A 21,224-nucleotide genomic window follows, 5' to 3' on the forward strand; every position below is an offset into this window, starting at 1 on the left:
GGAGCCGTCAGCGCGCGTTGCGGGGCGTGGGGTCCTCGCGGACCTTGAGCCGCGGCTTGGGCAGGCGCAGGCGGCGGAACTGGAGCTGGCGCATGGCCGCGTACATCCCGATGCCCTTGACGGCGGGGTCGTCGGGGAAGTACCCGGCGGCGCGCTTCTTGACCGTGCGGCCCACCATGACGCCCTCGGCGATGATGGTGACCATCATCAGCGGCCACAGGACGTAGGCCACACCGATCTGGAACATCGGGTTGTTGATGAACAGCAGCGCGATGATCACGATCGAGAACGGCAGGAAGAACTCGCTGGCGCTGCGGCGCGAGTCGACGAAGTCGCGGGCGAACGCCCGGGCCTCGCCGAGGTCCTGCTGCCGGTAGTAGCGGGCCTCGTCCTTGGGCACGCCCTTGATCGCGGAACTCGCGGTGCCCCTGCCGCGTTGGCGGTCAAGACGATCCCGGTAGGCCTGGTAGGCCTCCTTGCGCGTCTCGGGCGCCTTGAGCGGTCGGCGGGGGGCCACCTCGGACTCCCTGCGCTTTGGGGTGGGGACACCCTTCTTGGGCGTGTATCCCTTAGGTTGGGTGGACTCAGTGGCCTCAGGGCTGGCGGATTCGGCGGAGGCCGGATCCGTGGCTGCGGAAGCGGAGCGACGTCGGAACACACCCTCAGGGTAGCCGGTCATAGCTTTATGGCGACCGCGGACCAGAGCGCGTAGGGTTGGGCAAAGCGCCCGCTGGGAACAGCCGATGTACGCACCGAGAAGGGGACGGCCACGCCGATGAGCGTGTTTCAGCGACTTTCGATGATCTTCAAGTCCAAGGCCAACAAGGCCTTGGACGCAGCCGAGGACCCAAGGGAAACCCTCGACTACTCGTACCAGAAGCAGCTCGAGCTCCTACAGAAGGTGCGACGGGGCGTGGCCGACGTCGCGACCTCCCGCAAGCGCGTCGAGCTCCAGATCCAGCAGCTGGAGCAGCAGTCCGGCAAGCTGGAGAACCAGAGCCGCGCCGCCCTGACGCAGGGACGCGAGGACCTCGCCCGCGAGGCCCTGACCCGCCGCTCCGGCCTGTCCCAGCAGATCGAGAGCCTGCGTGAGCAGCACGCCAACCTCCAGGGCGAGGAGCAGAAGCTCACGATGGCGGCCCAGCGCCTCCAGAGCAAGGTGGACGCCTTCCGCACGCGCAAGGAGACCATCAAGGCCAACTACACCGCCGCCCAGGCCCAGACGCAGATCAGCGAGGCCTTCTCCGGCATCTCCGAGGAGATGGGCGACGTCGGCATGGCCGTCCAGCGCGCCGAGGACAAGACCGCCGAGATGCAGGCCCGCGCGGGCGCCGTGGACGAGCTCCTCGCCTCCGGCGCGCTCGACGACGTCACCGGCACAGCCCGGGACGACATCCAGAGCGAGCTCGACCGCATGGCCAGCACCACCGGCGTCGACGCCGAGCTGGAGCGCATGAAGATGGAGCTCGGCCAGGGCAGCGGCGGTTCCACCCCCCAGATCGAGGGCGGCAACGGCGCCGGGAACACCGGCGGCACCGGCAACCGGGAGGGCGCGTGATCGTCCGCATCATGGGTGAGGGACAGCTCGACCTCACCGACGCCGACCTGGAGCTGCTCAACTCCTTCGACTCCGCGCTGGAGTCGGCGATCGAGTCGGGCGACGAGGCCACGTTCCGCCGGGCCCTGCACGACCTCCTGGAGAGGGTCCGCGAGGACGGTCGGCCGCTGCCGCCCGACGCGCTGGAGCCCTCGCAGTTCATCCTCCCGCACGCCGACGCCACCATGGAAGAGGTGCGGGAGATGCTCCAGGACGACGGACTCATCCCCGGTTAGGACCGGGTCCTCCGTCCGGCGCACCGCCTCCGTCCAGGTGCGTCCGGACCGGTGAGTGCGCACGGCGGGCCGGATTCCGGTCGGCCGGTGCGGTGCTCGGTGCCTGCGCGCGCGTTTCCGGGCCGCCGTGACCACGTGTCACGGCGGCTTCCGCGTGTCCGGGGGCGTACGCGCCCGTCCGGGCCGACCACGTCGGGCCGGGTGTGGCGTGCGCCGCCCCCGTCCCAGGAACCGCGGCGGGGCCCCCGTCCGTTGGACGTGGTGGAGGGAAGGGGAGAGGACGGGAACCCGCGGTGCGCGCGGGGGACGGTCCGCCGGGGAGGCCGCACCGGCTCCGCGGGGCCGGCAACGGGCGCGGTCGGCGAACACGCGGCGGGCGGACCACCTCATACCGTTTCCCACCTGGGCGAACTACACTCCGAGACAGTCGACGCGTCGGCGGAGGGGACTACGGCATGGCCGGATCCAAGTTCAGACCTGACCGGGGACTGACCGCCCGCATGGTGACGACCATGGGACTGCTCGCCCTGGTCTACGCGGCCTTCGTCGTCGGGCTGGTCCTCGTGGGCCTCAACGTGTGGCTGGTGCTGCTCATCGTCGCCGGGTTCGCGCTGTTCAGCTACTTCGCCTCCGACAGGATCGCCATGTTCGCCATGGGCGCCAAGGAGGTCTCCCCGGAGCAGGCGCCCGAGCTGCACGCCCTCGTCGACCGGCTGTGCGCCATGGCGGACATGTCCAAGCCCCGCGTGGGGATCGCCGACACCGACGTGCCCAACGCCTTCGCCACCGGGCACAACGAGAAGTCCGCGGTCGTGTGCGTGACCACCGGCCTCATGCGCCGCCTCGACGGCCCCGAGCTGGAGGCGGTCCTGGCGCACGAGCTGTCCCACATCGCCCACCGCGACGTCATGGTGATGACCGTCGCCGGGTTCCTGGGCATCGTGGCCGGGTTCCTCACCCAGGCCGGGCTGCGCTTCGCGATGTTCGCCGGGGCGACGCGCGGCAACAACAACGGGCCCGCGCCGGCCGTGGTCGCCCTGCTCGTCGTGGCCGTCAGCGCCGCGGCCTGGGCGCTCAGCTTCCTGCTCACCCGGGCGCTGTCGCGCTACCGGGAGCTGTCGGCCGACCGCGCCGCCGCCTACCTCACCGGGCGCCCGTCCGTGCTGGGCAGCGCCCTGACCAAGATCACCGGCGACATGTCCCGCATCCCCACCCGCGACCTGCGCCAGGCGGAGCCGTTCAACGCCTTCTTCTTCGCCCCGGCCTCCTCCCGCAAGGGGTTCAGCTTCAGCCAGCTGGTCGCCACACACCCGCCGGTGCAGCAGCGGCTGGAGCAGCTGTCCGACATCTCGCGCCAGCTCGGGCAGGGGCGCTGACCCCGTCCGCGGGGGCCGCCGGAGGGGACGGCGGCACCGATCCGCGCGGGCGGACACGGGGCCGATCCGGTCCGCGCGCGACCGACACGACCACGAGAGAGGACCGGCCACGATGAGCTTCTGGCGAGCGCTGTTCGGGCGCTCCGAACCGGCCCAGCCCGACCTGGACGCCCTGTTCGGCCTCCCCTCGGCGTCGGTCACCCTGCGTGCCGCCGCGGGCTTCACGCCCACCGGCACCGGCTCCGTCGCCTTCCGCGCCACCGAGGGCGCCGCCTTCGCCGACCTGGAACGCGACGTCACCGAGCTGCTCGACGCCGACGGGGGAACGCCCGTCGAACAGGTCACCGACGACTACGGCTACACCTGGCTCGTGGTGCGCTCGGCCGCCCCGGCCCGGAGCCCGGACGGAGCCGCCGACCCCGACATCACCGGCCTGGTGACCGACCTGCACGCCGTCAACTCCACCCTGGAGGCCAACGGCTACGGGCCCTCCCTCCTGTGCTCCCTGGTCGGCTTCACCGACGGCACGCGCTCGCTGGGGCTGGTCTACCTCTACAAGCGCGGCACCTTCTACCCCTTCGCCCCGGTCGGCGACGGCGGCCGCAGGGACAACGCCCTGGAACTCCAGGCCGAGGCCGCCATCGGCCGCGACCTGCCCCTGGAGGAGGACCGATCCCGCTGGTTCCCCGTCTACGGGGCGCCCGGCCTCTGACCAGCGGGGGGTGCCCCGCGCCGGGAGAAATGTGGCCTGGCACACTGGTCCGGTGCGTATCCTCATCGCTCCTGACAAGTTCGCCGGTACCCTCTCCGCCCTCGAAGCCGCGCAGGCGGTCGCCGACGGCTGGCACCGGACCGATCCCTCCGCCACGACGGACCTGCTGCCGCTCTCCGACGGCGGCCCCGGCTTCGTCGAGGTCCTGCACACGGCCCTCGGCGGCGAGGTGCACCGGACCGAGGTGACCGGCCCCCTCGGTACGCCCGTGGCCGCGGAGTACCTCCTGGACGGCGACACCGCCTACGTGGAGAGCGCCCAGGCCTGCGGCCTGCACCTGGTGCCCTCCGGTGACCGCGACCCCGGCCGCACCACCACCCACGGCGTCGGCGAGCTGGTCGCCCACGCGGTCCGCTCCGGCGCCCGCACCGTCGTCGTCGGACTCGGCGGCAGCTCCACCAACGACGCCGGGGCCGGTCTCCTGGCCGCCCTGGGCGCCACCCCCGCCGACCATCTGAGCCACGGCGGCGGCCCCCTGGCCGACCCCGGGGACGTCGACCTCGACGCGGCCCGCCGGGCCGTGGCCGGGGTCCGTCTCGTCGCCGCCACCGACGTCGACAACCCCCTGCTGGGCATCCACGGGGCCAGCGCCGTCTTCGGGCCCCAGAAGGGCGCCGACCCCGACCAGGTGCAGCGCCTGGACGCCGCCCTGACCGCCTTCGCCGACCGCGTCGACCCCGGCGGCGAGGTCCGCGACACCCCCGGCGCCGGAGCCGCGGGCGGCCTGGGCTTCGCCCTGCTCCTGCTCGGCGGCACCGTCGAGTCGGGCATCAGCCGCGTCCTGGACTCCGTGCGCCTGACCGACCGCCTCGCGGGGGCCGACCTGGTCATCACCGGAGAGGGCTCCTTCGACTCCCAGTCGCTGCGCGGCAAGCTGCCCCACGGCGTCGCCCAAGCCGCCAACAAGCACGGCGTCCCCTGCGTGGTCACCGCGGGCGCGGTCAAGGTCGGCCGCGCCGAGGCGGCCGCGGCCGGGATCACCGAGACCTACTCCCTCGTGGAGTCCTCGGGCTCAGTCGAGGCCGCCATGACCCGCTCCGCGGACGAACTGCGCGCCCTGGCCGCCGACATCGCCCGCCGCTGGACCCGCTGAGCCCCCGGCGAGGCCGGGTTCCGGCCGGGACCGGACCCCGTCGGACACGGAGGGGGCGGGCCGCCCCCGCCCCCTCTCCGCGTTCCCCCCGCTCGGCCCGCGCCCTCGCGCCGCGGGGCGCGCACACGCGAAGCGGCGCCCCGGGAGAACCCGCTCCCGGGGCGCCGCTGCCGTGTGTCGTCACGGACCGCGCCGTGACGGAGGGGTCCGTGCGCGGCGGGGGCCGCTACGAACCGTCGCCGCTACTCCTCCAGGGAGTGCTCCTCGTAGGCCAGGATCTCGTGGCCGTCCTCCCCGTAGTGGAAGATCTCGAAGGTGGCGGCGGTCGGGTCGCCGTTGTCGTTGAAGTCGATGTTGCCGCTGACGCCCTGGTAGTTGATCTCCTCACCGTCGGCCAGCAGGTCGCGGCACTCCTCGAAGGTGCCGCACTCGGTGCCCTCGGGACGGCTGACGTTGGGCAGCTCGGCGACGTACTCGGACGGGTTCACGCTGCCCGCGGCCTCGGCGGCCAGGGCGATCACGGTGACGCAGTCGTAGACCTGCGGGGCGAACTGGAAGACCTCCAGCTCCTCGTTGAAGCTGGTCAGGCCCTCGGTGAACTCGGGGTTGTCCGCGCTCGGGGCGATACCGGTGATGCCGGTGACGCTCTCGGGGTCGTCGGCGCTGACCGTCTCGCCCAGGTTCGGGTCGTTGAGGCCGTCGGTGACGTAGAGCTGCTCGCCCTCGGTGCCGCCCTCCAGGAGCTGGGCGATGACCTGCGCGCCCTCCTCGAAGGCGATGAGCGCGACGGCGTCCGGCTCCTCGGTGGTGACGCTGTTGACGACCGAGTCGAAGGTGGTGGCCAGCGGGTCGTAGGTCTCGTTGACCACGACCTGGGCGCCCAGGTTCTCCAGCTCCGTCTGGAGGGCGCCCGCGTAGCCGCCGCCGTAGTCGTCGGCGCGCGCGACGATGGCGATGTTCTGGTTGCCGTTCTCGACCATCGTGCGGGCCATCACGACCGCGGAGAGCAGGTCGCTCGGCGCGGTGCGGAAGTAGTAGCCGTTGTCCTCGATCTCGCTGAGCTCGGCGGCGGTGTTGGAACCCGAGCACTGGACGATCTCGGAACCGGTGATGGTGTCGTAGGTCGCCTGCGTCATGCCGGAGGCCGCGGCGCCGATGACGGCGTTCACCTGGTCGGAGACGAGGTTGTTGGCGGCCTCGTTGGCCTGGGCGTTGTCGCCCGCCTCGTCGCCCTCGACGATGGCGGGGACCTCGGTGCCGAGGATGCCGCCCGCGGCGTTGATCTCGGAGATCGCGTACTCGGCGGCCGTGATCTGGGGCGGGCCGAGGAAGGCGAGGTTGCCGGTCTGCGGGTAGAGGATGCCGTAGGTGAACTCTTCACCGCCCTCACCGCCGCCGCCTCCCTCGCCGCCGTCGCTGCCACACGCGGTCAGGCCGAGGACGAGGGCCGCGGTTGCGGCAGTGAGGCCTAGGACCTTCTTGCTAGCCATGATCGTGGTCACTCCGTTCAACCGGCGAAGCACGTGCTGCGCGGGGCAGCCGTGCCATGAGCATGCGCGTCCTGAATGTCCGTGATGTGTGGCATGACTTAATCAGGAGCGTTAGCGGAGCTTAATCATGAAAGTTCTGGCGCGGAAAGGACGGAACGGGCGTTGGTGCCGACTCGCCGTCAGGCTGTTATGGCTCTGTAGTCATCATCGACATCCGACGTTTCGTCTCTGTACAGAACACAGCTTTCCGTGCTCGCGGGGTAGCGAAGTGTCGCGATGATCAGGTGCGACGCGGTCCGGTCGTCAAGGGAGGCGGCCGGACCGGGGGAAAGTTACGGGCCCGCTGCAAAAGTTACAGGCGTACTACACACGAGTGTGAAGCGGTCCTTCCTTAAAACGAGAAAACCCTTGACCGATATACGCGGCGCAGAAGGGACGACCACCCCGCGGGGCCCGTCCGGAGCACCCGCCCGGAGCGGTCGTCAGCTGCTCCGGGCGGCTACCGCGGTCGGCCCCGGCGGGCCCGCCGGGGCCTCCCGGGCCACCGGGCCCCGCTACGCCCCCGGCATCTCGCGCAGCATGCACGTGAGCCGGGAGGTGCACACCTTCCGGCCCCCGTCGTCGGTGATGGTGATGTCCCACGTGGCCAGCGTCCGGCCCAGGTGCACGGGTGTGGCCACACCGGTCACGTGTCCCTCCGTGGCCGAGCGGTGGTGCGTGGCGTTGATCTCGATACCGACCGCGACCTTGCCGAACCGGGAGGCGTGGGCCGTGGCGCCGATCGACCCCAGGGTCTCGGCCAGCACGCACGACGCGCCGCCGTGCAGCAGCCCGAACGGCTGGACGTTGCCCTCCACCGGCATCCGGCCCACCACGCGCTCGGCGGACGCCTCCGTCACCTCGATGCCCATGCGCTCGCCCAGGCCGCCCGCGAGCGCGCCCGTGTCGAGCATCCGCCGCATCGCCTCGGAGTCCGTCGTCATCTGCCCTCCGCCTCCTCGGGACCCCGCCGCGGCCGGGCCCGGGCCGCGCCGGACCGGAGGCGGCGTCCCCGCCGTCGTGTCACTGCCCTCGCGGTATGGCCGCGAAGTGTCTCCGTCGCATCCTAGGATTCACCTGTGGTGACCAAGCGAGAGACCCCCGACCAGACAACCCGGACCGGCGACGGCGGCAGGCGCCCCCGGCTCCTCCTCCTGGACGGCCACTCGATGGCCTTCCGCGCGTTCTTCGCGCTCCCGGTGGACAAGTTCGGCACGAGTACCGGGCAGTCGACCAACGCCGTGTACGGCTTCGCGTCGATGCTGGTCAAGCTGCTGCGCGACGAGGAGCCCACCCACGTCGCGGTGGCCTGGGACCTGTCCGGCCCCACCTTCCGGCACGAGGAGTACGCCGAGTACAAGGACGGCCGCTCCGACACCCCGCCGGAGTTCCCCTCCCAGGTGCCGCTCACCCAGGACCTGATGAGGCTGATCGGCGTCGCCAACCTGTCCGCCCCCGGGTTCGAGGCCGACGACGTCATCGCCACCCTGGCCCACCAGGGCGGCGAGGCCGGGATGGAGGTGCTCATCGCCTCCGGCGACCGCGACGCCTTCCAGCTGGTCACCGACTCCTGCACGGTCCTGTACCCGGGCAAGAGCCTGTCCGACCTGCGGCGGATGGACCCCGCCGCGGTAGAGGACAAGTACGGGGTCACCCCCGAGCGCTACCGCGACCTGGCCGCGCTGGTGGGCGAGAAGGCCGACAACCTGCCCGGAGTGCCGGGCGTGGGCCCCAAGACCGCCGCCAAGTGGATCACCAAGTACGGGTCCCTGGACGAGCTGGTCGCCCGCGCCGACGAGCTTCCCGGCAAGGCCGGGCAGAGCTTCCGCGACCACCTGGACGACGTCCTGCGCAACCAGCGGCTCAACCGGCTGGCCACGGACGTGGAGCTGGAGGCGGAGGTCACCGCCCTGGCCCTGGGCGAGGCCGACCGCACCGGGATCGACGCGCTCTTCGACAACCTGGAGTTCGCCTCCAACCTGCGCGAGCGCCTCTACGCCGTCGTCCGCCTGCCCGAGGACGGCTCCGGGGAGACCGTGACCGAGGCGGTCGAGGGCTTCCGCGTCGAGCTGACCGTGGCCGGGACCGGCGGGCTGGCCCCCTGGCTGGCCGCGCACGCCGCCCCCGACGACGCGGCCTCCGACACCCTCACGCCCACCGCGCCCGCCGGACTGGCCCTGGACGGAGTCTGGGGACAGGGCACCGGCCGGGTGGACGCGCTGGCCATCAGCGTGCCCTCCGGCGACGCCGTGTTCGTGGACCCCACCGCCCTGGACCCCGCCGACACCGAGGCGCTGGCGGACTTCCTGGCCGACCCCCGCCGCCCCAAGGCCGTGCACGAGTACAAGGGCGCCCTGCTGGCATTGGGCGCGCACGGCTGGGAGCTGGGCGGGGTGGTCAGCGACACCGCCCTGGCCGCCTACCTGGCCCAGCCGGGACAGCGCCGCTTCGACCTGGCCGACCTGTGCCGCAAGTACCTGGGCCGGGAGCTGGAGGAGGACTCCTCCGGCGACCAGCTGACCCTGGACCTGGGCGGCGAGGACGGGGCGGGCTCGGGCCGCCAGCACCTGCTGGCCGTGCGCGCGAGCGCCACCCGCGACCTGGCCGGGGTGCTCTCCGCCGAACTCGACAAGCGCGGCGGCACCCACCTGCTGCACGAGGTCGAGCTGCCGCTGGTGGACGTGCTGGCCCGCCTGGAGCGCGCCGGGATCGCCGCCGACCGGGCCTACCTGGAGGAGCTCCAGGGCGAGTTCGCCGCGGCGGGCCGGGTCGCGGTGGAGCGCGCGCACGAGATCGTGGGCCGCGAGTTCAACCTCGGCTCGCCCAAGCAGCTCCAGCAGGTGCTGTTCGAGGACCTGGGCCTGCCCAGGACCAAGAAGATCAAGACGGGCTACACCACCGACGCCGACGCGCTGGCGTGGCTGGCCGCCCAGACCGACAACGAGCTGCCCGCGGTCCTGCTGCACCACCGCGACCAGACCAAGCTGCGCACCACGGTCGAGGGACTGATCAAGACCGTCGCCGACGACGGCCGCATCCACACCACCTTCAACCAGACGGTGGCGGCGACCGGGCGCCTGAGCTCCACCGACCCCAACCTCCAGAACATCCCCGTGCGCACCGACGTGGGGCGGCGCATCCGCCGCGCGTTCGTGGTGGGGGAGGGCTACGAGGAGCTGCTCACCGCCGACTACAGCCAGATCGAGCTGCGCATCATGGCGCACCTGTCGGGCGAGCAGGCGCTGATCGACGCCTTCAACAGCGGCTACGACTTCCACGCGCAGATGGCCGCGCAGATCTTCGACGTCGAGGTCGAGCAGGTGGACGGCGAGGCGCGGTCCAGGATCAAGGCCATGAGCTACGGCCTGGCCTACGGGCTGAGCGCCTACGGCCTGTCCCAGCAGCTGGGGATCACGCCGGAGGAGTCCAAGCGCCTCATGGAGGACTACTTCGCCGAGTTCGGCGGGGTGCGCGACTACCTCAACGCCGTGGTCGAGGAGGCCCGCCGGGTCGGCTACACCGAGACCATCCTGGGGCGGCGCCGCTACCTGCCCGACCTGACCAGCGACAACCGCCAGCGCCGGGAGATGGCCGAGCGGATGGCGCTCAACGCGCCGATCCAGGGGTCGGCCGCCGACATCATCAAGGTGGCCATGCTCAGGGTGGACGCGGCCCTCACCGGGGGCGGCTTCGCCTCCCGGGTCCTGCTCCAGGTGCACGACGAACTCGTGGTGGAGGTCGCGCCCGGCGAGCGCGGGGAGGTCGAGAACATCGTGGCGCGCGAGATGAGCTCCGCCTATGATCTGCGTGTGCCGCTGGCCGTCTCGGTCGGCAGCGGCCAGAACTGGCACGACGCCGCGCACTGAACAGGGGCCGCGCGCGGCCCGCGCACGAAGGGAAGGTGGGGACGGTGACGACACGGAGCACGGCCGAAGAGGGGCTGAGCGCGGGTCCGGTCACCGTCCCCGCCGACGCCCTCACGTGGCGCTTCTCACGCTCCTCGGGGCCCGGCGGCCAGCACGTCAACACCTCCGACACCCGGGTGTCGCTGTCGCTCGACGTGGCGGCCTGCCCCGGCCTGGGCGGCACGCGGCGCCAGCGCGCGCTGGAGCGGCTCCGGGGTCGCCTGGTCGGGGACGTGCTCACGGTGACCGTGCAGACCCACCGCTCGCAGGCGCGCAACCGGGCCGAGGCCAGGGAGCGGATGGCCGCCCTGCTGGAGGAGGCGATCGCGCCGCCCGCCCGCGAGCGCCGCGCGACCCGTCCGAGCCGCAGGGCCAAACAGCGCCGCCTGGACGCCAAGAAGCAACGGAGCGCCATCAAACGGTCACGCTCCAAACCTTCCGCGGACTGACCGTAACCGGCCCTTCGCACTTTTTCTTCCAGCCTCCGCGCCGACGCCCCGGGCCGCCGCCGCGGCCGTCCCACGGGAACGAAACCCCCGTTCGGACGTGGGACTACCCCCCAGTTGATCTTGACCGCCATGCTCGGGTAAATTGCCGCCATTGCGACCTACGCCGGGTTGGCGGCCCTGGGTTCCGATTGACCAGGACGCCCTTGTCTCATATTCTGGCGGGAGCGTTGTGGGTTCCTGCGTGCGTCCGCTGTCTCCGGTGAGGGTCGGCGCGACCGCGCCGCTCCGGTCGACACCCTGCACCTGGCGATTGGTGTCCAGGCGGTTCATCTCCGCCTCGGCTCCGCTCCTCGGACGACGGATCGACGGGTTCGAACCCGCGATGTGACCATCTTTCTGAATCTGTCCGTATCCGGAGTCCACCCACACATGACGAGCAGCACCGAGGCCACCTCGACACCCCAGGTAGCGGTCAACGACATCGGGTCCGAGGAAGCCTTCCTCGCGGCGATCGACGAGACCATCAAGTACTTCAACGACGGTGACATTGTCGAGGGCACCATCGTGAAGGTCGATCGAGACGAGGTCTTGCTCGACATCGGCTACAAGACCGAGGGTGTGATTCCCTCCCGGGAACTCTCGATCAAGCACGACGTCGACCCCGGCGAGGTCGTTGCCGTCGGTGACCAGGTCGAGGCCCTCGTCCTCCAGAAGGAGGACAAGGAAGGCCGCCTGATCCTGTCCAAGAAGCGCGCCCAGTACGAGCGCGCCTGGGGCACGATCGAGAAGATCAAGGAGGAGGACGGCGTCGTCACCGGCACCGTCATCGAGGTCGTCAAGGGCGGTCTCATCCTCGACATCGGTCTGCGCGGCTTCCTGCCCGCCTCCCTGGTCGAGATGCGCCGTGTGCGCGACCTGCAGCCCTACGTCGGCCGCGAGCTCGAGGCGAAGATCATCGAGCTGGACAAGAACCGCAACAACGTGGTCCTGTCCCGCCGCGCCTGGCTGGAGCAGACCCAGTCCGAGGTCCGCCAGACCTTCCTCAACACCCTCCAGAAGGGCCAGATCCGCAAGGGTGTGGTCTCCTCGATCGTCAACTTCGGTGCGTTCGTGGACCTGGGCGGCGTCGACGGCCTGGTGCACGTCTCCGAGCTGTCCTGGAAGCACATCGACCACCCCAGCGAGGTCGTCGAGGTCGGCCAGGAGGTCACCGTCGAGGTCCTCGACGTGGACATGGAGCGCGAGCGCGTCTCCCTGTCGCTCAAGGCGACCCAGGAAGACCCGTGGCAGCAGTTCGCCCGGACCCACCAGATCGGCCAGGTCGTTCCCGGCAAGGTCACCAAGCTGGTTCCGTTCGGTGCGTTCGTGCGCGTCGAGGAGGGCATCGAGGGCCTGGTCCACATCTCCGAGCTGGCCGAGCGCCACGTCGAGGTGCCCGAGCAGGTCGTCCAGGTCGGCACCGAGATCTTCGTCAAGATCATCGACATCGACCTCGACCGCCGCCGCATCAGCCTCTCGCTGAAGCAGGCCAACGAGAGCGTCTCGCCGGACCAGGTGGACTTCGACCCCACCCTCTACGGCATGGCCGCGGAGTACGACGAGCAGGGCAACTACAAGTACCCCGAGGGCTTCGACGCGGACAGCGGCGAGTGGCTCGAGGGCTTCGAGGCCCAGCGCGACGAGTGGGAGCGCAGCTACGCCGAGGCCCAGGCCCGGTTCGAGGCGCACCGCAAGCAGGTCGAGGAGGCGCGCGCGGCCGAGGCCGACGCCGCCAACGCTCCTGCTCCGGTGGAGGAGGACGACTACACCGGTGGCGGACAGAGCAGCAGCTCGTCCGGCTCGGAGTCCTCCAGCGGCGCCCTGGCCTCCGACGAGGCCCTGGCCGCCCTGCGCGAGAAGCTCGCGGGCGGCGACGCCTAAACAGCCTCCGAGGACACGCTGAGAAGCTGTTCGGGCCGTCCCCTCTCCGGAGGGGGCGGCCCTTCGCCGTGCCCGGCCCCGGCCGGGTAGTTCCCTTGGCTATCCCTGGTTTTCCTTCGGCTCTGACCGGGTGGTCCGCTGAACGCAACCGCCGGGAGACGAATCAGGCGCCGGTCAGAACACAGCATGAGCCCGCCAGAGCCACCACCCCACCCAAAGTCAGCGCATCAGGCCGCAGAGCCCACCAGAGCACGGGAATTTTCCGAAAACTCCCACACGTGTTCGTGCTTCGTGCCATGCTCACCTTCATGCGCACCCGCTTGTCGGCACACGGCCGGACCCCTCCAAGGCGGGCGGTCGTAGAGGCCGTCCGCCCCGCACGGGATGCGTCGGTCCGGGTGGGTCGAGGTGGTGCTCGGTGAGCCGCAAGGTGCCTCTCGCCCCGGGTGAGGCCTCCCGCACCGCGTGCGCCCCGGTCGTGCTGCGCACCGGGGTGGAAGAGGAAACCGGCGAACTCGTGTCGGCCTCGGTGCTGGCTCAGCGTGTGGGCTGGTGCGCCGACCTGGTCACCGGCATGGCCACCGGCCTGCTGGTCGAGCACTCCAACGCTGCTGACGTGGACGCGCTGGCCGCGGGGGCGGACGCGGCCGGGCGTAGGCTGCCGTCGAACGCGTGGATGGCGCTGCGCCGATTGGGCTGGGCCGCCGCCCCGCCCGAGGGTGTGCGGGTCAACGACCGGATCGTGCGCATGGCCCAGGAAACGGCGGGGCGCACTTTGCGGTCGGTGAAGTGGCGTGCTGATCTGACCTTGGGGGTGCTGGCCGCTTGGCCCGCCTACCCCGCCCGGCGCACCCCCGCCGAGTGGGATCAAGTCCGCGGCGCCATCCCCGGCGGTGAGCATCTGCCGTCCAGCCTGATCGGCTCCCGTACCCGGCAGGTCACCGCGTTCGCCCGCAAGCACGGCCGGTTGCCGGTCGATGTGTTCGATCTGGAGGGTGTGCCCCGCATCGCACGGATGCTGGTGTTGTCGGCGTGCGACGCCCAGCAGGTGACCCTGGAACGCCATGAGAGCGATCCGGGCCGGGGCCTGCTGCGGCTCAAGCTGCCCATCCGCTCCGACCCGCGCACGTATGCGGACTGGACGTGGGTGGCTTGTCCCCTCACGCTGCCGCCCACCGTCCCCACAGATGCGGTTCTCCACCTGCCAACCCTGCGCATTCTGGGCGAGAAGGTGCGCGCCGATGTGTCCTACAGCCATGCTGTCCCCACGGCCCGCAGCAGCGGGCACACGGTCGCGTTGGGTGTGGACTGGGGGCTGAACACCCTGCTGTGCGCGGGATCGGTCCGGTTGTGCGAGGACGGGCGTATCACCGCCTTGGGCTCGGGTGCGATGTTCCGGGCCTCTGGTGTGTTGGCCAAGCAGCACCGGCTGCGCCGCCAGGGCGAGTTCCTGCACGCCAAGATCGACCACCACCAACGCCTCACTGGCGGAGACACCGCACATCCCGTTTCCATCAAACACGCCGTCCTGGTTGAAGAAGCCCGGCGCGTGTCCGCCAGGCGTTCCCGCCTCAACGACGCCCTGGCCACCTCCGCCACCCGGTGGGCGGTGGACCAGGCCATCGCCGCCGGGGCGAGCGTGATCTACGTGGAGGACCTGCGATCCATGGAAGCACGGGGCATGGGGCGCACGATGAACACCCGCCTGTCCCAGCAGGTGCGCGGACGCGTCGTGGAGCGGATGCGCCATGCGGCCGCCGAGGTGGGGATCGCGGTGGTCACCGTCCCCGCCCGGGGCACCTCGAAGCACTGCCCCCGCTGTCTGGCCCCGCTCCAGCACCGTAAGACCCCTGACCGGTCCGTTCCGGGGTGGAGGTGGGCCCGGTGCCCCGACCGCAATGGTTGCGGGTGGCAGGGCGACCGTGACAGCGGAGCCTGGCAGCGCGTGGCCGCACGCGGCCTGACCCACCAGGCCAGGACCACCACCGTTGATCGTGTGACGGGGGCGATGGGCATCCGTACGATGGTGGAGGCGCTCGAAACCCGCGCGGTGGTTATTGCACCCGTCGCCACGAAGACCCGTTGGGGGGACCGGTCCAAGACCGGTCCGACCCGGCGTCGTTACACACGCCCCGCGCCCAGGCGACGCGGGGCACCCTCCCCCGCCAGACCACACGGTCGGGCGGGGCAGCGTCCGGAGGGGCACGCACCACCGGACCGGTCCCGGCTGCCGCGCGCGGCCCACCGGTACCAGGGCGTGGACACGATCAGCACACCCACCACCTGGCCGCACCGGCCCAGGGGGGCGGCGTTGGGCGCGGGTTTCCACCTGCACGCCCACGCCACCCCACCACGGTGGGAGATCCCGTTAGCGGGCACGATGTCTTCTATCGGATCACCACGCTAATCAGAGACGCTCGTGGCGTGCCCCCGACGGAGGGGCCCTTCAGGAGGCGACGTGTTCGACATCCACCCGGCCGCCCCCGCCGACGCGGGCGAGGTCTTCACCCTCCAGCGCGCGGCGTTCGTCGACGAGGCCCAGGCCTTCGGAGACCCGTTCGTGCTGGCCCTCACCGAGAGTCTGAAGAGGGTGGAGAGACTTCTGGGGCAGGAGGACACCCTCGTGCTCAAGGCGGTCGCCGGAACCCGCCTGGTCGGCTCGGTGCGGGCGCGGGTGCTGGGCACCAGCGCGGTGGTCTCCCGTCTGGCGGTCGTGCCCGACCTGCGCCGCCGGGGGATCGCGCGGGCGCTGCTCGCCGACCTGGAGGGCCGCCTGCGCGAGCGCCACCCCGGCCTGGCCGCGCTCACCCTGTCCGCGGGGGCCCAGGACACCGGCCAGCAGCGGCTCTACCGCGGCCTGGGGTACGCCGAGACCTCCCGCGAGCGCGTCGCCGAACACCTGGTCATGGTGCACATGCGCAAGGAGCTCACCCCGGCCGCGGCCCGCCCGGACGGCGCCGCACGGGCCGCGCGGTAGGCGGGGGCGCCATGACGCGGACGCGGGCGGCGGTCTAGGGTTTCCGACATGCTCACAGTGGGACTCACCGGCGGGATCGGCTCGGGCAAGAGCGCGGTCGCGACCGGACTGGCCGCCTACGGCGCCACCGTGGTCGACGCCGACGCCATCGCCCGGGAGGTCGTCGAACCCGGTACTCCGGGCCTGGAGGCCGTCGTCGCCGAGTTCGGCGAACAAGTGCTCACCCCCGACGGGCGCCTGGACCGGCCCCGGCTCGGGGAGATCGTCTTCGCCGACGAGGCCAGCCTGGCCAGGCTCAACGCCATCGTGCACCCCCTGGTGGGCGAGCGCAGCTCCCAGCTCATGGATGAGGCCGTGGCCTCCGGTGTGGAGGTGGTGGTCTACGACGTCCCGTTGCTGGTGGAGAACGGCCTGGGGCCGCTCTACGACGTGGTTGTCGTGGTGGACGCCCCCGACGGGGTTCGGGTGGAGCGGGTCGCCGCCAACCGCGGCATGCCCCGTGAGCAGGTGGAGGCCCGCATCCGCGCGCAGGCCGACCGGGACACCCGCCTGGCCGCCGCCGACCTGGTGGTGGACAACTCCGGCACCCGCGAGGAGCTGACGGAGCGCGTGGCCGAACTCTGGCGCGAACTCGTCGAGCGCGCCCGGTAGCGCGCCCCCTTTCCGTCCCCCCACCCCGCCGGAGAGCCAACGATGTCCACCGTCGACGACCTGGTACGCCTGCTCTACCCCAAAGGGCCCCCGCCGCCCGCCGGGGACGGGCCGCCCGACTTCCCCCTGCCCTCCGACGTCCGGGAGCTGCTCACCCGTGTGGGCAGCGGCTTCGAGGTCGACAACAGGTTCCACTTCACGGTCGGAGGGAACCTGCTGGAGTACAGCCGGGAACACCAGGAGGCCCAGCGGCGGATCTACGGGAGCGACGAGATCACCGTCGACGGGGACCGCCACTCGTACCGTGACGGGAGAGGCGACTACCGGATCGTCTTCTCCGACCTGCTCTTCGTGGGGGCTCGCGTCACTCCCGTCCCTGTTCTCGCTCGCGTCACTCCCGTCCGCGGTCGCGGTGCAGGACCTCGGACAGGGACGACCCGGCGGCCACGGCCTCGCGCACCAGCTCCTCGCGGACCGAGTGCGCGGCCTCCACGCTGAGCAGGCTGTCGTCGATCTCCTGGGGGCGCACCCGCTCCTGCGCCGAGAACAGCGCCAGGTCGGCGTAGTCCCCGGCGCGGTCGGCGATCTCCTGGCACTGCTCCCACTCGCGGTGCGCGGTCACCGCCGCGTGCACCCGGTCGCCGTAACCGGTCAGCACCCCGACCCGCTCGTCGAGCGCCTCGGTGGCGCGGGCCACCGCCTCCTCCTGCGGTTGCAGGGCCCGGGTGACCTGCTCGGACACGGCCTCGCGCCGACGCACCAGCAGCTCCCTGCGCAGGGAGCGCAGCCGCAGCAGCTCCCGGGCCAGTTTCCACTCCTCCTCGCGCAGCAGCGGCAGGGTCTGGGCGGCGTCGAAGGAGTCGCCGAGCACCCGCACGCCCTCCTCCACCCGGTCGGTGGCCTGCTGGAGCGCGGCGAACAGGTGGGCCTCGGGCTCCTCGGTGCGAGAGGCGTAGCCGTGGGTGCGGCCGAAGTCCTGGGGCAGCACGTACCGGTCGGCGTACTCCGAGGCCAGGCGGGCGACCATGCCGGGCCGCAGGATGGCCCCGGCGCCGCCCGCGGCGGCGGTCAGGTAGAGGACGGCGGTCGCGGGGTCGCCGGGGACAACGGCGCCGACCGGACCGAGCGCCTGGCCGAGCAGCGTCCGGGCGCCCAGGACGCCCACGGTGGAGGCGGGCAGCGCCCAGAAGGCGTGCATGACCAGGTCGGCCCAGTCGTCGGTGAAGGAGCCCCGGAGCGAGGCCAGGCCGAGGACGGCCGCGGTCGTCCCCAGGCAGAGCAGGGCCACCAGGACGGCTCCCGCCGCCGGGGAGAGCAGGGCGACGGCGGCCAGGGAGGTGCACCCCGCGGCCGTGATCGCGGCGCCCTGGCGCCAGGTGGGCCCGCGCCGCGGGCGGGCCGCGGCCGGGAGCAGTTTTTCGGGATGGGCCCTCATGCGCGCGACCGCGCGCGGGGGGAGGTCCGGGTCGAAGGTCGGTCTGGAGGGGTGTGACACGGCTGCCACCTCGCTTCGGACGCAGAGCGCTGGTCTCGATGGTAACTCCGCGCCCTCGGCCGGGAAGGGATGTCGTACGCGGTCTGTAGCGTTAGGGGTGAGGGACACGCGGGCCAGCGGGGGCGGCCCGCCTTCGACGGGAGAAGAGGCGACGTGCGACCGGTCAGCGACATCAAACGCAGCGAGGCGCCCTTCGAGGTGATCTCGGAGATGACCCCGGCGGGGGACCAGCCGGGCGCGATCGCCGAGATCAGCAGGAGGGTGCGGGACGGGGAGCCGCACACGGTGCTGCTCGGCGCGACCGGCACCGGCAAGACGGCGACCGTGGCGTGGACGGTGGAGCAGCTCCAGCGGCCCACCCTGGTGATGCAGCCCAACAAGACCCTGGCGGCGCAGTTCGCCAACGAGCTGCGCCAGATGCTGCCCAACAACGCCGTCGAGTACTTCGTGTCGTACTACGACTACTACCAGCCCGAGGCCTACGTCCCGCAGAGCGACACCTTCATCGAGAAGGACTCCTCCATCAACGACGAGGTCGAGCGGCTGCGCCACTCGGCCACCAACTCGCTGCTCACGCGCCGGGACACGATCGTGGTCGCCTCGGTCTCGTGCATCTACGGCCTGGGCACCCCGCAGGAGTACGTGGACCGGATGGCGCAGCTGGCGGTGGGCATGGAGGTCGACCGCGACGACCTGCTGCGCCGCCTGGTGGAGATGCAGTACTCCCGCAACGACACCGCGTTCACGCGCGGCACGTTCCGGGTGCGCGGCGACACCATCGAGATCATCCCGGTCTACGAGGAGCTGGCGATCCGCATCGAGATGTTCGGTGACGAGGTCGAACGCCTGCTGACCCTGCACCCGCTCACCGGCGAGGTGCTCGGCGAGAGCCGGGAGATGTTCATCTTCCCCGCCTCGCACTACGTGGCCGGCGAGGAGCGCACCGAGCGGGCCATCGCCACCATCGAGGCGGAACTGGGCGAGCGGCTGGCCGAGCTGGAGGCCCAGGGCAAGCTGCTGGAGGCGCAGCGCCTGCGCATGCGCACCACCCACGACCTGGAGATGATGCGCCAGCTCGGCACCTGCTCGGGCATCGAGAACTACTCGCGGCACTTCGACGGCCGTGAGCCGGGCAGCCCGCCCAACACGCTCCTGGACTACTTCCCCGAGGACTTCCTGCTGGTGCTGGACGAGTCGCACGTGACCGTCCCGCAGATCGGCGCGATGTACGAGGGCGACGCCGCGCGCAAGCGCACCCTGGTCGAGCACGGGTTCCGGCTCCCCTCGGCGCTGGACAACCGGCCGCTGAAGTGGGAGGAGTTCACCGAGCGCATCGGGCAGAGCATCTACCTGTCGGCGACTCCGGGCCGCTACGAGCTGCGCCAGGGCGGCGGCGAGGTGGTCGAGCAGGTCATCCGCCCCACCGGGCTGGTCGACCCCGAGGTGCTGGTCAAGCCCACCGACGGGCAGATCGACGACCTGGTCCACGAGATCCGGGTGCGGGCCGAGCGCGACGAGCGGGTGCTGGTCACCACGCTCACCAAGAAGATGTCGGAGGACCTCACCGACTACTTCACCGAACTCGGCATCCGGGTGCGCTACCTGCACAGCGAGGTGGACACGCTGCGCCGCGTGGAGCTGCTGCGCGAGCTGCGCGTGGGCGAGTTCGACGTGCTGGTGGGCATCAACCTGCTGCGCGAGGGCCTGGACCTGCCCGAGGTGTCGCTGGTGGCGATCCTGGACGCGGACAAGGAGGGCTTCCTGCGCTCGGAGACCTCGCTGATCCAGACGATCGGGCGCGCGGCGCGCAACGTCGCGGGCCAGGTGCACATGTACGCCGACAACGTCACCGACTCCATGCGGGCGGCCATCGACGAGACCAACCGGCGCCGGGACAAGCAGCTGGCCTACAACGCCGAGCACGGGATCGACCCCACGCCGCTGCGCAAGCAGATCGCCGACATCCTGGACGCGCTCAACCGCGAGGACGTGGACACCGAGGAGCTCATGGCCACCGGGTACCGCAGCTCGGGTGGCAGGGGCGGTCGGGCGCCCGTGCCCGCGCTGGGCGAGCGTTCGGCGGACGTGTCCGCCATGCCGCGCGCGGAGCTGGCCGGGCTCATCGAGCAGCTGAGCGAGCAGATGCACCAGGCGGCCACCGACCTCCAGTTCGAGCTGGCGGCCCGGTTGCGCGACGAGATCGGCGAGCTCAAACGTGAGCTGCGCGGTATGGACGCGGCCGGGGTGAAGTGACGCGAGTGCCTGTGGAGTAGGGTTTCCAGCTCTGGGGGCATGGGGATTCTCTGGGGACGCCGGAATCTTCTGGGGGGCGCCGGGGTCCTTTGGGGATGCTGGGATCTTCTGGGGGCACGGGGGCCTGCGGGCGCACCGAGGTTCTCTGGGGTCGTCGGGATCTTCTGGGGGTACGGGGATTCTCTGAGGGCACGGAGGCCTCTGGGGGCACCGAGGTTCTCTGGGTGCGCCGGGGTCGGGGCGGCACTCACGTCTCGAAAGAGAAACTTTTTGAGAACGGTGAGGTCGCATAGTTACCTCCGCGTGACATACTCTTGGCTTCGCGCAAGCCGTATGTCGCAATTGCCGGTTATCCGGTTGTGGGGGAGAACATGAGAGTTCGGCTTCTCGTGGCCGCGGGCGGCGGTCTGCTGGTCACCGGCCTCCTTCCCGGTTGTGCTCTGGCCTTCGGGCACGAGGACGTCGAGCCGCCCAACGGTGCTCCGGGCACCCAGGGCGCCTCCGACGAGGACGAGCCCGACATGCCCAAGCACAACGTCAGCACCGAGGACGTGCTCATCGTCGTCGACGACGGCGCCGAGGTGAGCGAGGACTGCGGTGAGCGCGAGGTCGTCGTCACCGCGGACGACGCCGTCGTCGTGCTGCACGGCGAGTGCGGGCTGGTGCGCGCCACCGGTCGCGGGTCCACCGTCGACGTGGGCTCGGCGGACAAGATCGTGCTGGTCGGGGTGGACAACAGGATCTCCTTCGCCGATGGCGAGCCCGAGGTGATCAACCACGGGCGCAACACCACCGTGGCCGAGGGCGGCGCGGCACAGCGGTGATCCCGGGGGCGTTGCGTGCCGGGGGATTCGTGTTGGAGAGTCCGTGCTGGGGCCCGTGTCGGAGGGTCCATGCCCGGGGAGGCCGCTCGCGCCGGGGGTTCGTGTCGGGGCGTTGACCGCCCCGGCACCCGAGAGTGACCTTCGATC

The 21,224-nt window shown here is 71.5% G+C and carries 17 protein-coding genes; 13 read left to right on the top strand and 4 right to left on the bottom strand.

Annotated elements, in window-relative coordinates; translation table 11 throughout:
* Positions 1-7 precede the first annotated feature (7 nt).
* Positions 8-679, bottom strand: coding sequence for a DUF3043 domain-containing protein (locus AC0VX6_RS08655; RefSeq protein ID WP_475468035.1), 672 nt, complete (start codon positions 677-679; stop codon positions 8-10).
* Between the two features lie 96 nt (positions 680-775).
* Between AC0VX6_RS08655 and AC0VX6_RS08660 the strand changes: the two genes are divergently transcribed.
* The 5 genes from AC0VX6_RS08660 to AC0VX6_RS08680 all read left to right on the top strand — a co-directional run bounded on the left by AC0VX6_RS08660 (position 776) and on the right by AC0VX6_RS08680 (position 5,074).
* Positions 776-1,558: a PspA/IM30 family protein gene (locus tag AC0VX6_RS08660; protein ID WP_475468038.1), complete on the top strand. Its 783-nt coding sequence runs from the start codon at positions 776-778 to the stop codon at positions 1,556-1,558.
* Positions 1,555-1,833, top strand: coding sequence for a PspA-associated protein PspAA (gene pspAA, locus AC0VX6_RS08665; protein WP_013152004.1), 279 nt, complete (start codon positions 1,555-1,557; stop codon positions 1,831-1,833). The genes AC0VX6_RS08660 and pspAA overlap by 4 nt, the downstream gene beginning before the upstream one ends.
* A gap of 455 nt (positions 1,834-2,288) precedes the next feature.
* A complete protein-coding gene (htpX, locus tag AC0VX6_RS08670; protein ID WP_274976965.1) occupies positions 2,289-3,209 on the top strand; it encodes a zinc metalloprotease HtpX in 921 nt (306 codons plus the stop codon).
* A gap of 112 nt (positions 3,210-3,321) precedes the next feature.
* Positions 3,322-3,921 (top strand): PspA-associated protein PspAB, encoded by a 600-nt coding sequence (gene pspAB / locus AC0VX6_RS08675; protein ID WP_274976966.1) that lies wholly within the window; start codon positions 3,322-3,324, stop codon positions 3,919-3,921.
* Positions 3,922-3,973: 52 nt separating this feature from the next.
* Positions 3,974-5,074, top strand: a complete 1,101-nt coding sequence (locus tag AC0VX6_RS08680; RefSeq protein ID WP_475468039.1) for a glycerate kinase family protein — start codon at positions 3,974-3,976, stop codon at positions 5,072-5,074.
* A 242-nt stretch (positions 5,075-5,316) separates the two neighbouring features.
* Here the strand turns inward: AC0VX6_RS08680 and AC0VX6_RS08685 are convergent, their stop codons facing one another.
* Both AC0VX6_RS08685 and AC0VX6_RS08690 read right to left on the bottom strand, forming a co-directional pair.
* Complete coding sequence (locus AC0VX6_RS08685) at positions 5,317-6,564, bottom strand: ABC transporter substrate-binding protein (protein WP_274976968.1); 1,248 nt, start codon at positions 6,562-6,564, stop codon at positions 5,317-5,319.
* A gap of 554 nt (positions 6,565-7,118) precedes the next feature.
* A complete protein-coding gene (locus AC0VX6_RS08690; protein ID WP_274976969.1) occupies positions 7,119-7,547 on the bottom strand; it encodes a PaaI family thioesterase in 429 nt (142 codons plus the stop codon).
* A 135-nt stretch (positions 7,548-7,682) separates the two neighbouring features.
* Between AC0VX6_RS08690 and polA the strand changes: the two genes are divergently transcribed.
* From polA to coaE, 6 genes are all read left to right on the top strand, one after another.
* Complete coding sequence (gene polA / locus AC0VX6_RS08695; protein WP_475468041.1) at positions 7,683-10,469, top strand: DNA polymerase I; 2,787 nt, start codon at positions 7,683-7,685, stop codon at positions 10,467-10,469.
* Positions 10,470-10,513: 44 nt separating this feature from the next.
* Positions 10,514-10,957 carry an alternative ribosome rescue aminoacyl-tRNA hydrolase ArfB gene (gene arfB / locus AC0VX6_RS08700; RefSeq protein WP_212640769.1) on the top strand — a complete coding sequence of 148 codons (444 nt, stop codon included), beginning with the start codon at positions 10,514-10,516 and terminating at the stop codon, positions 10,955-10,957.
* A 429-nt stretch (positions 10,958-11,386) separates the two neighbouring features.
* Entirely contained in the window at positions 11,387-12,877 is a 1,491-nt protein-coding gene (gene rpsA, locus AC0VX6_RS08705) for a 30S ribosomal protein S1 (RefSeq protein WP_274976971.1), read from the top strand.
* Between the two features lie 418 nt (positions 12,878-13,295).
* Positions 13,296-15,284, top strand: a complete 1,989-nt coding sequence (locus AC0VX6_RS08710; RefSeq protein WP_475468043.1) for a zinc ribbon domain-containing protein — start codon at positions 13,296-13,298, stop codon at positions 15,282-15,284.
* A gap of 51 nt (positions 15,285-15,335) precedes the next feature.
* Positions 15,336-15,854, top strand: a complete 519-nt coding sequence (locus AC0VX6_RS08715; protein ID WP_475468044.1) for a GNAT family N-acetyltransferase — start codon at positions 15,336-15,338, stop codon at positions 15,852-15,854.
* A 48-nt stretch (positions 15,855-15,902) separates the two neighbouring features.
* Complete coding sequence (gene coaE / locus AC0VX6_RS08720; RefSeq protein WP_274976973.1) at positions 15,903-16,505, top strand: dephospho-CoA kinase; 603 nt, start codon at positions 15,903-15,905, stop codon at positions 16,503-16,505.
* Between the two features lie 391 nt (positions 16,506-16,896).
* Here the strand turns inward: coaE and AC0VX6_RS08725 are convergent, their stop codons facing one another.
* The gene (locus AC0VX6_RS08725) at positions 16,897-18,000 is read right to left on the bottom strand and encodes a hypothetical protein (protein WP_475468045.1); all 1,104 of its coding nucleotides are present in this window, start codon (positions 17,998-18,000) and stop codon (positions 16,897-16,899) included.
* Positions 18,001-18,153: 153 nt separating this feature from the next.
* Between AC0VX6_RS08725 and uvrB the strand changes: the two genes are divergently transcribed.
* Both uvrB and AC0VX6_RS08735 read left to right on the top strand, forming a co-directional pair.
* Entirely contained in the window at positions 18,154-20,253 is a 2,100-nt protein-coding gene (gene uvrB / locus AC0VX6_RS08730; protein ID WP_274976975.1) for an excinuclease ABC subunit UvrB, read from the top strand.
* Positions 20,254-20,624: 371 nt separating this feature from the next.
* Positions 20,625-21,077 (top strand): DUF3060 domain-containing protein, encoded by a 453-nt coding sequence (locus AC0VX6_RS08735; protein ID WP_274976976.1) that lies wholly within the window; start codon positions 20,625-20,627, stop codon positions 21,075-21,077.
* The last annotated feature ends 147 nt before the right edge of the window (positions 21,078-21,224 follow it).

Source organism: Nocardiopsis sp. iso_25, assembly GCF_056173305.1.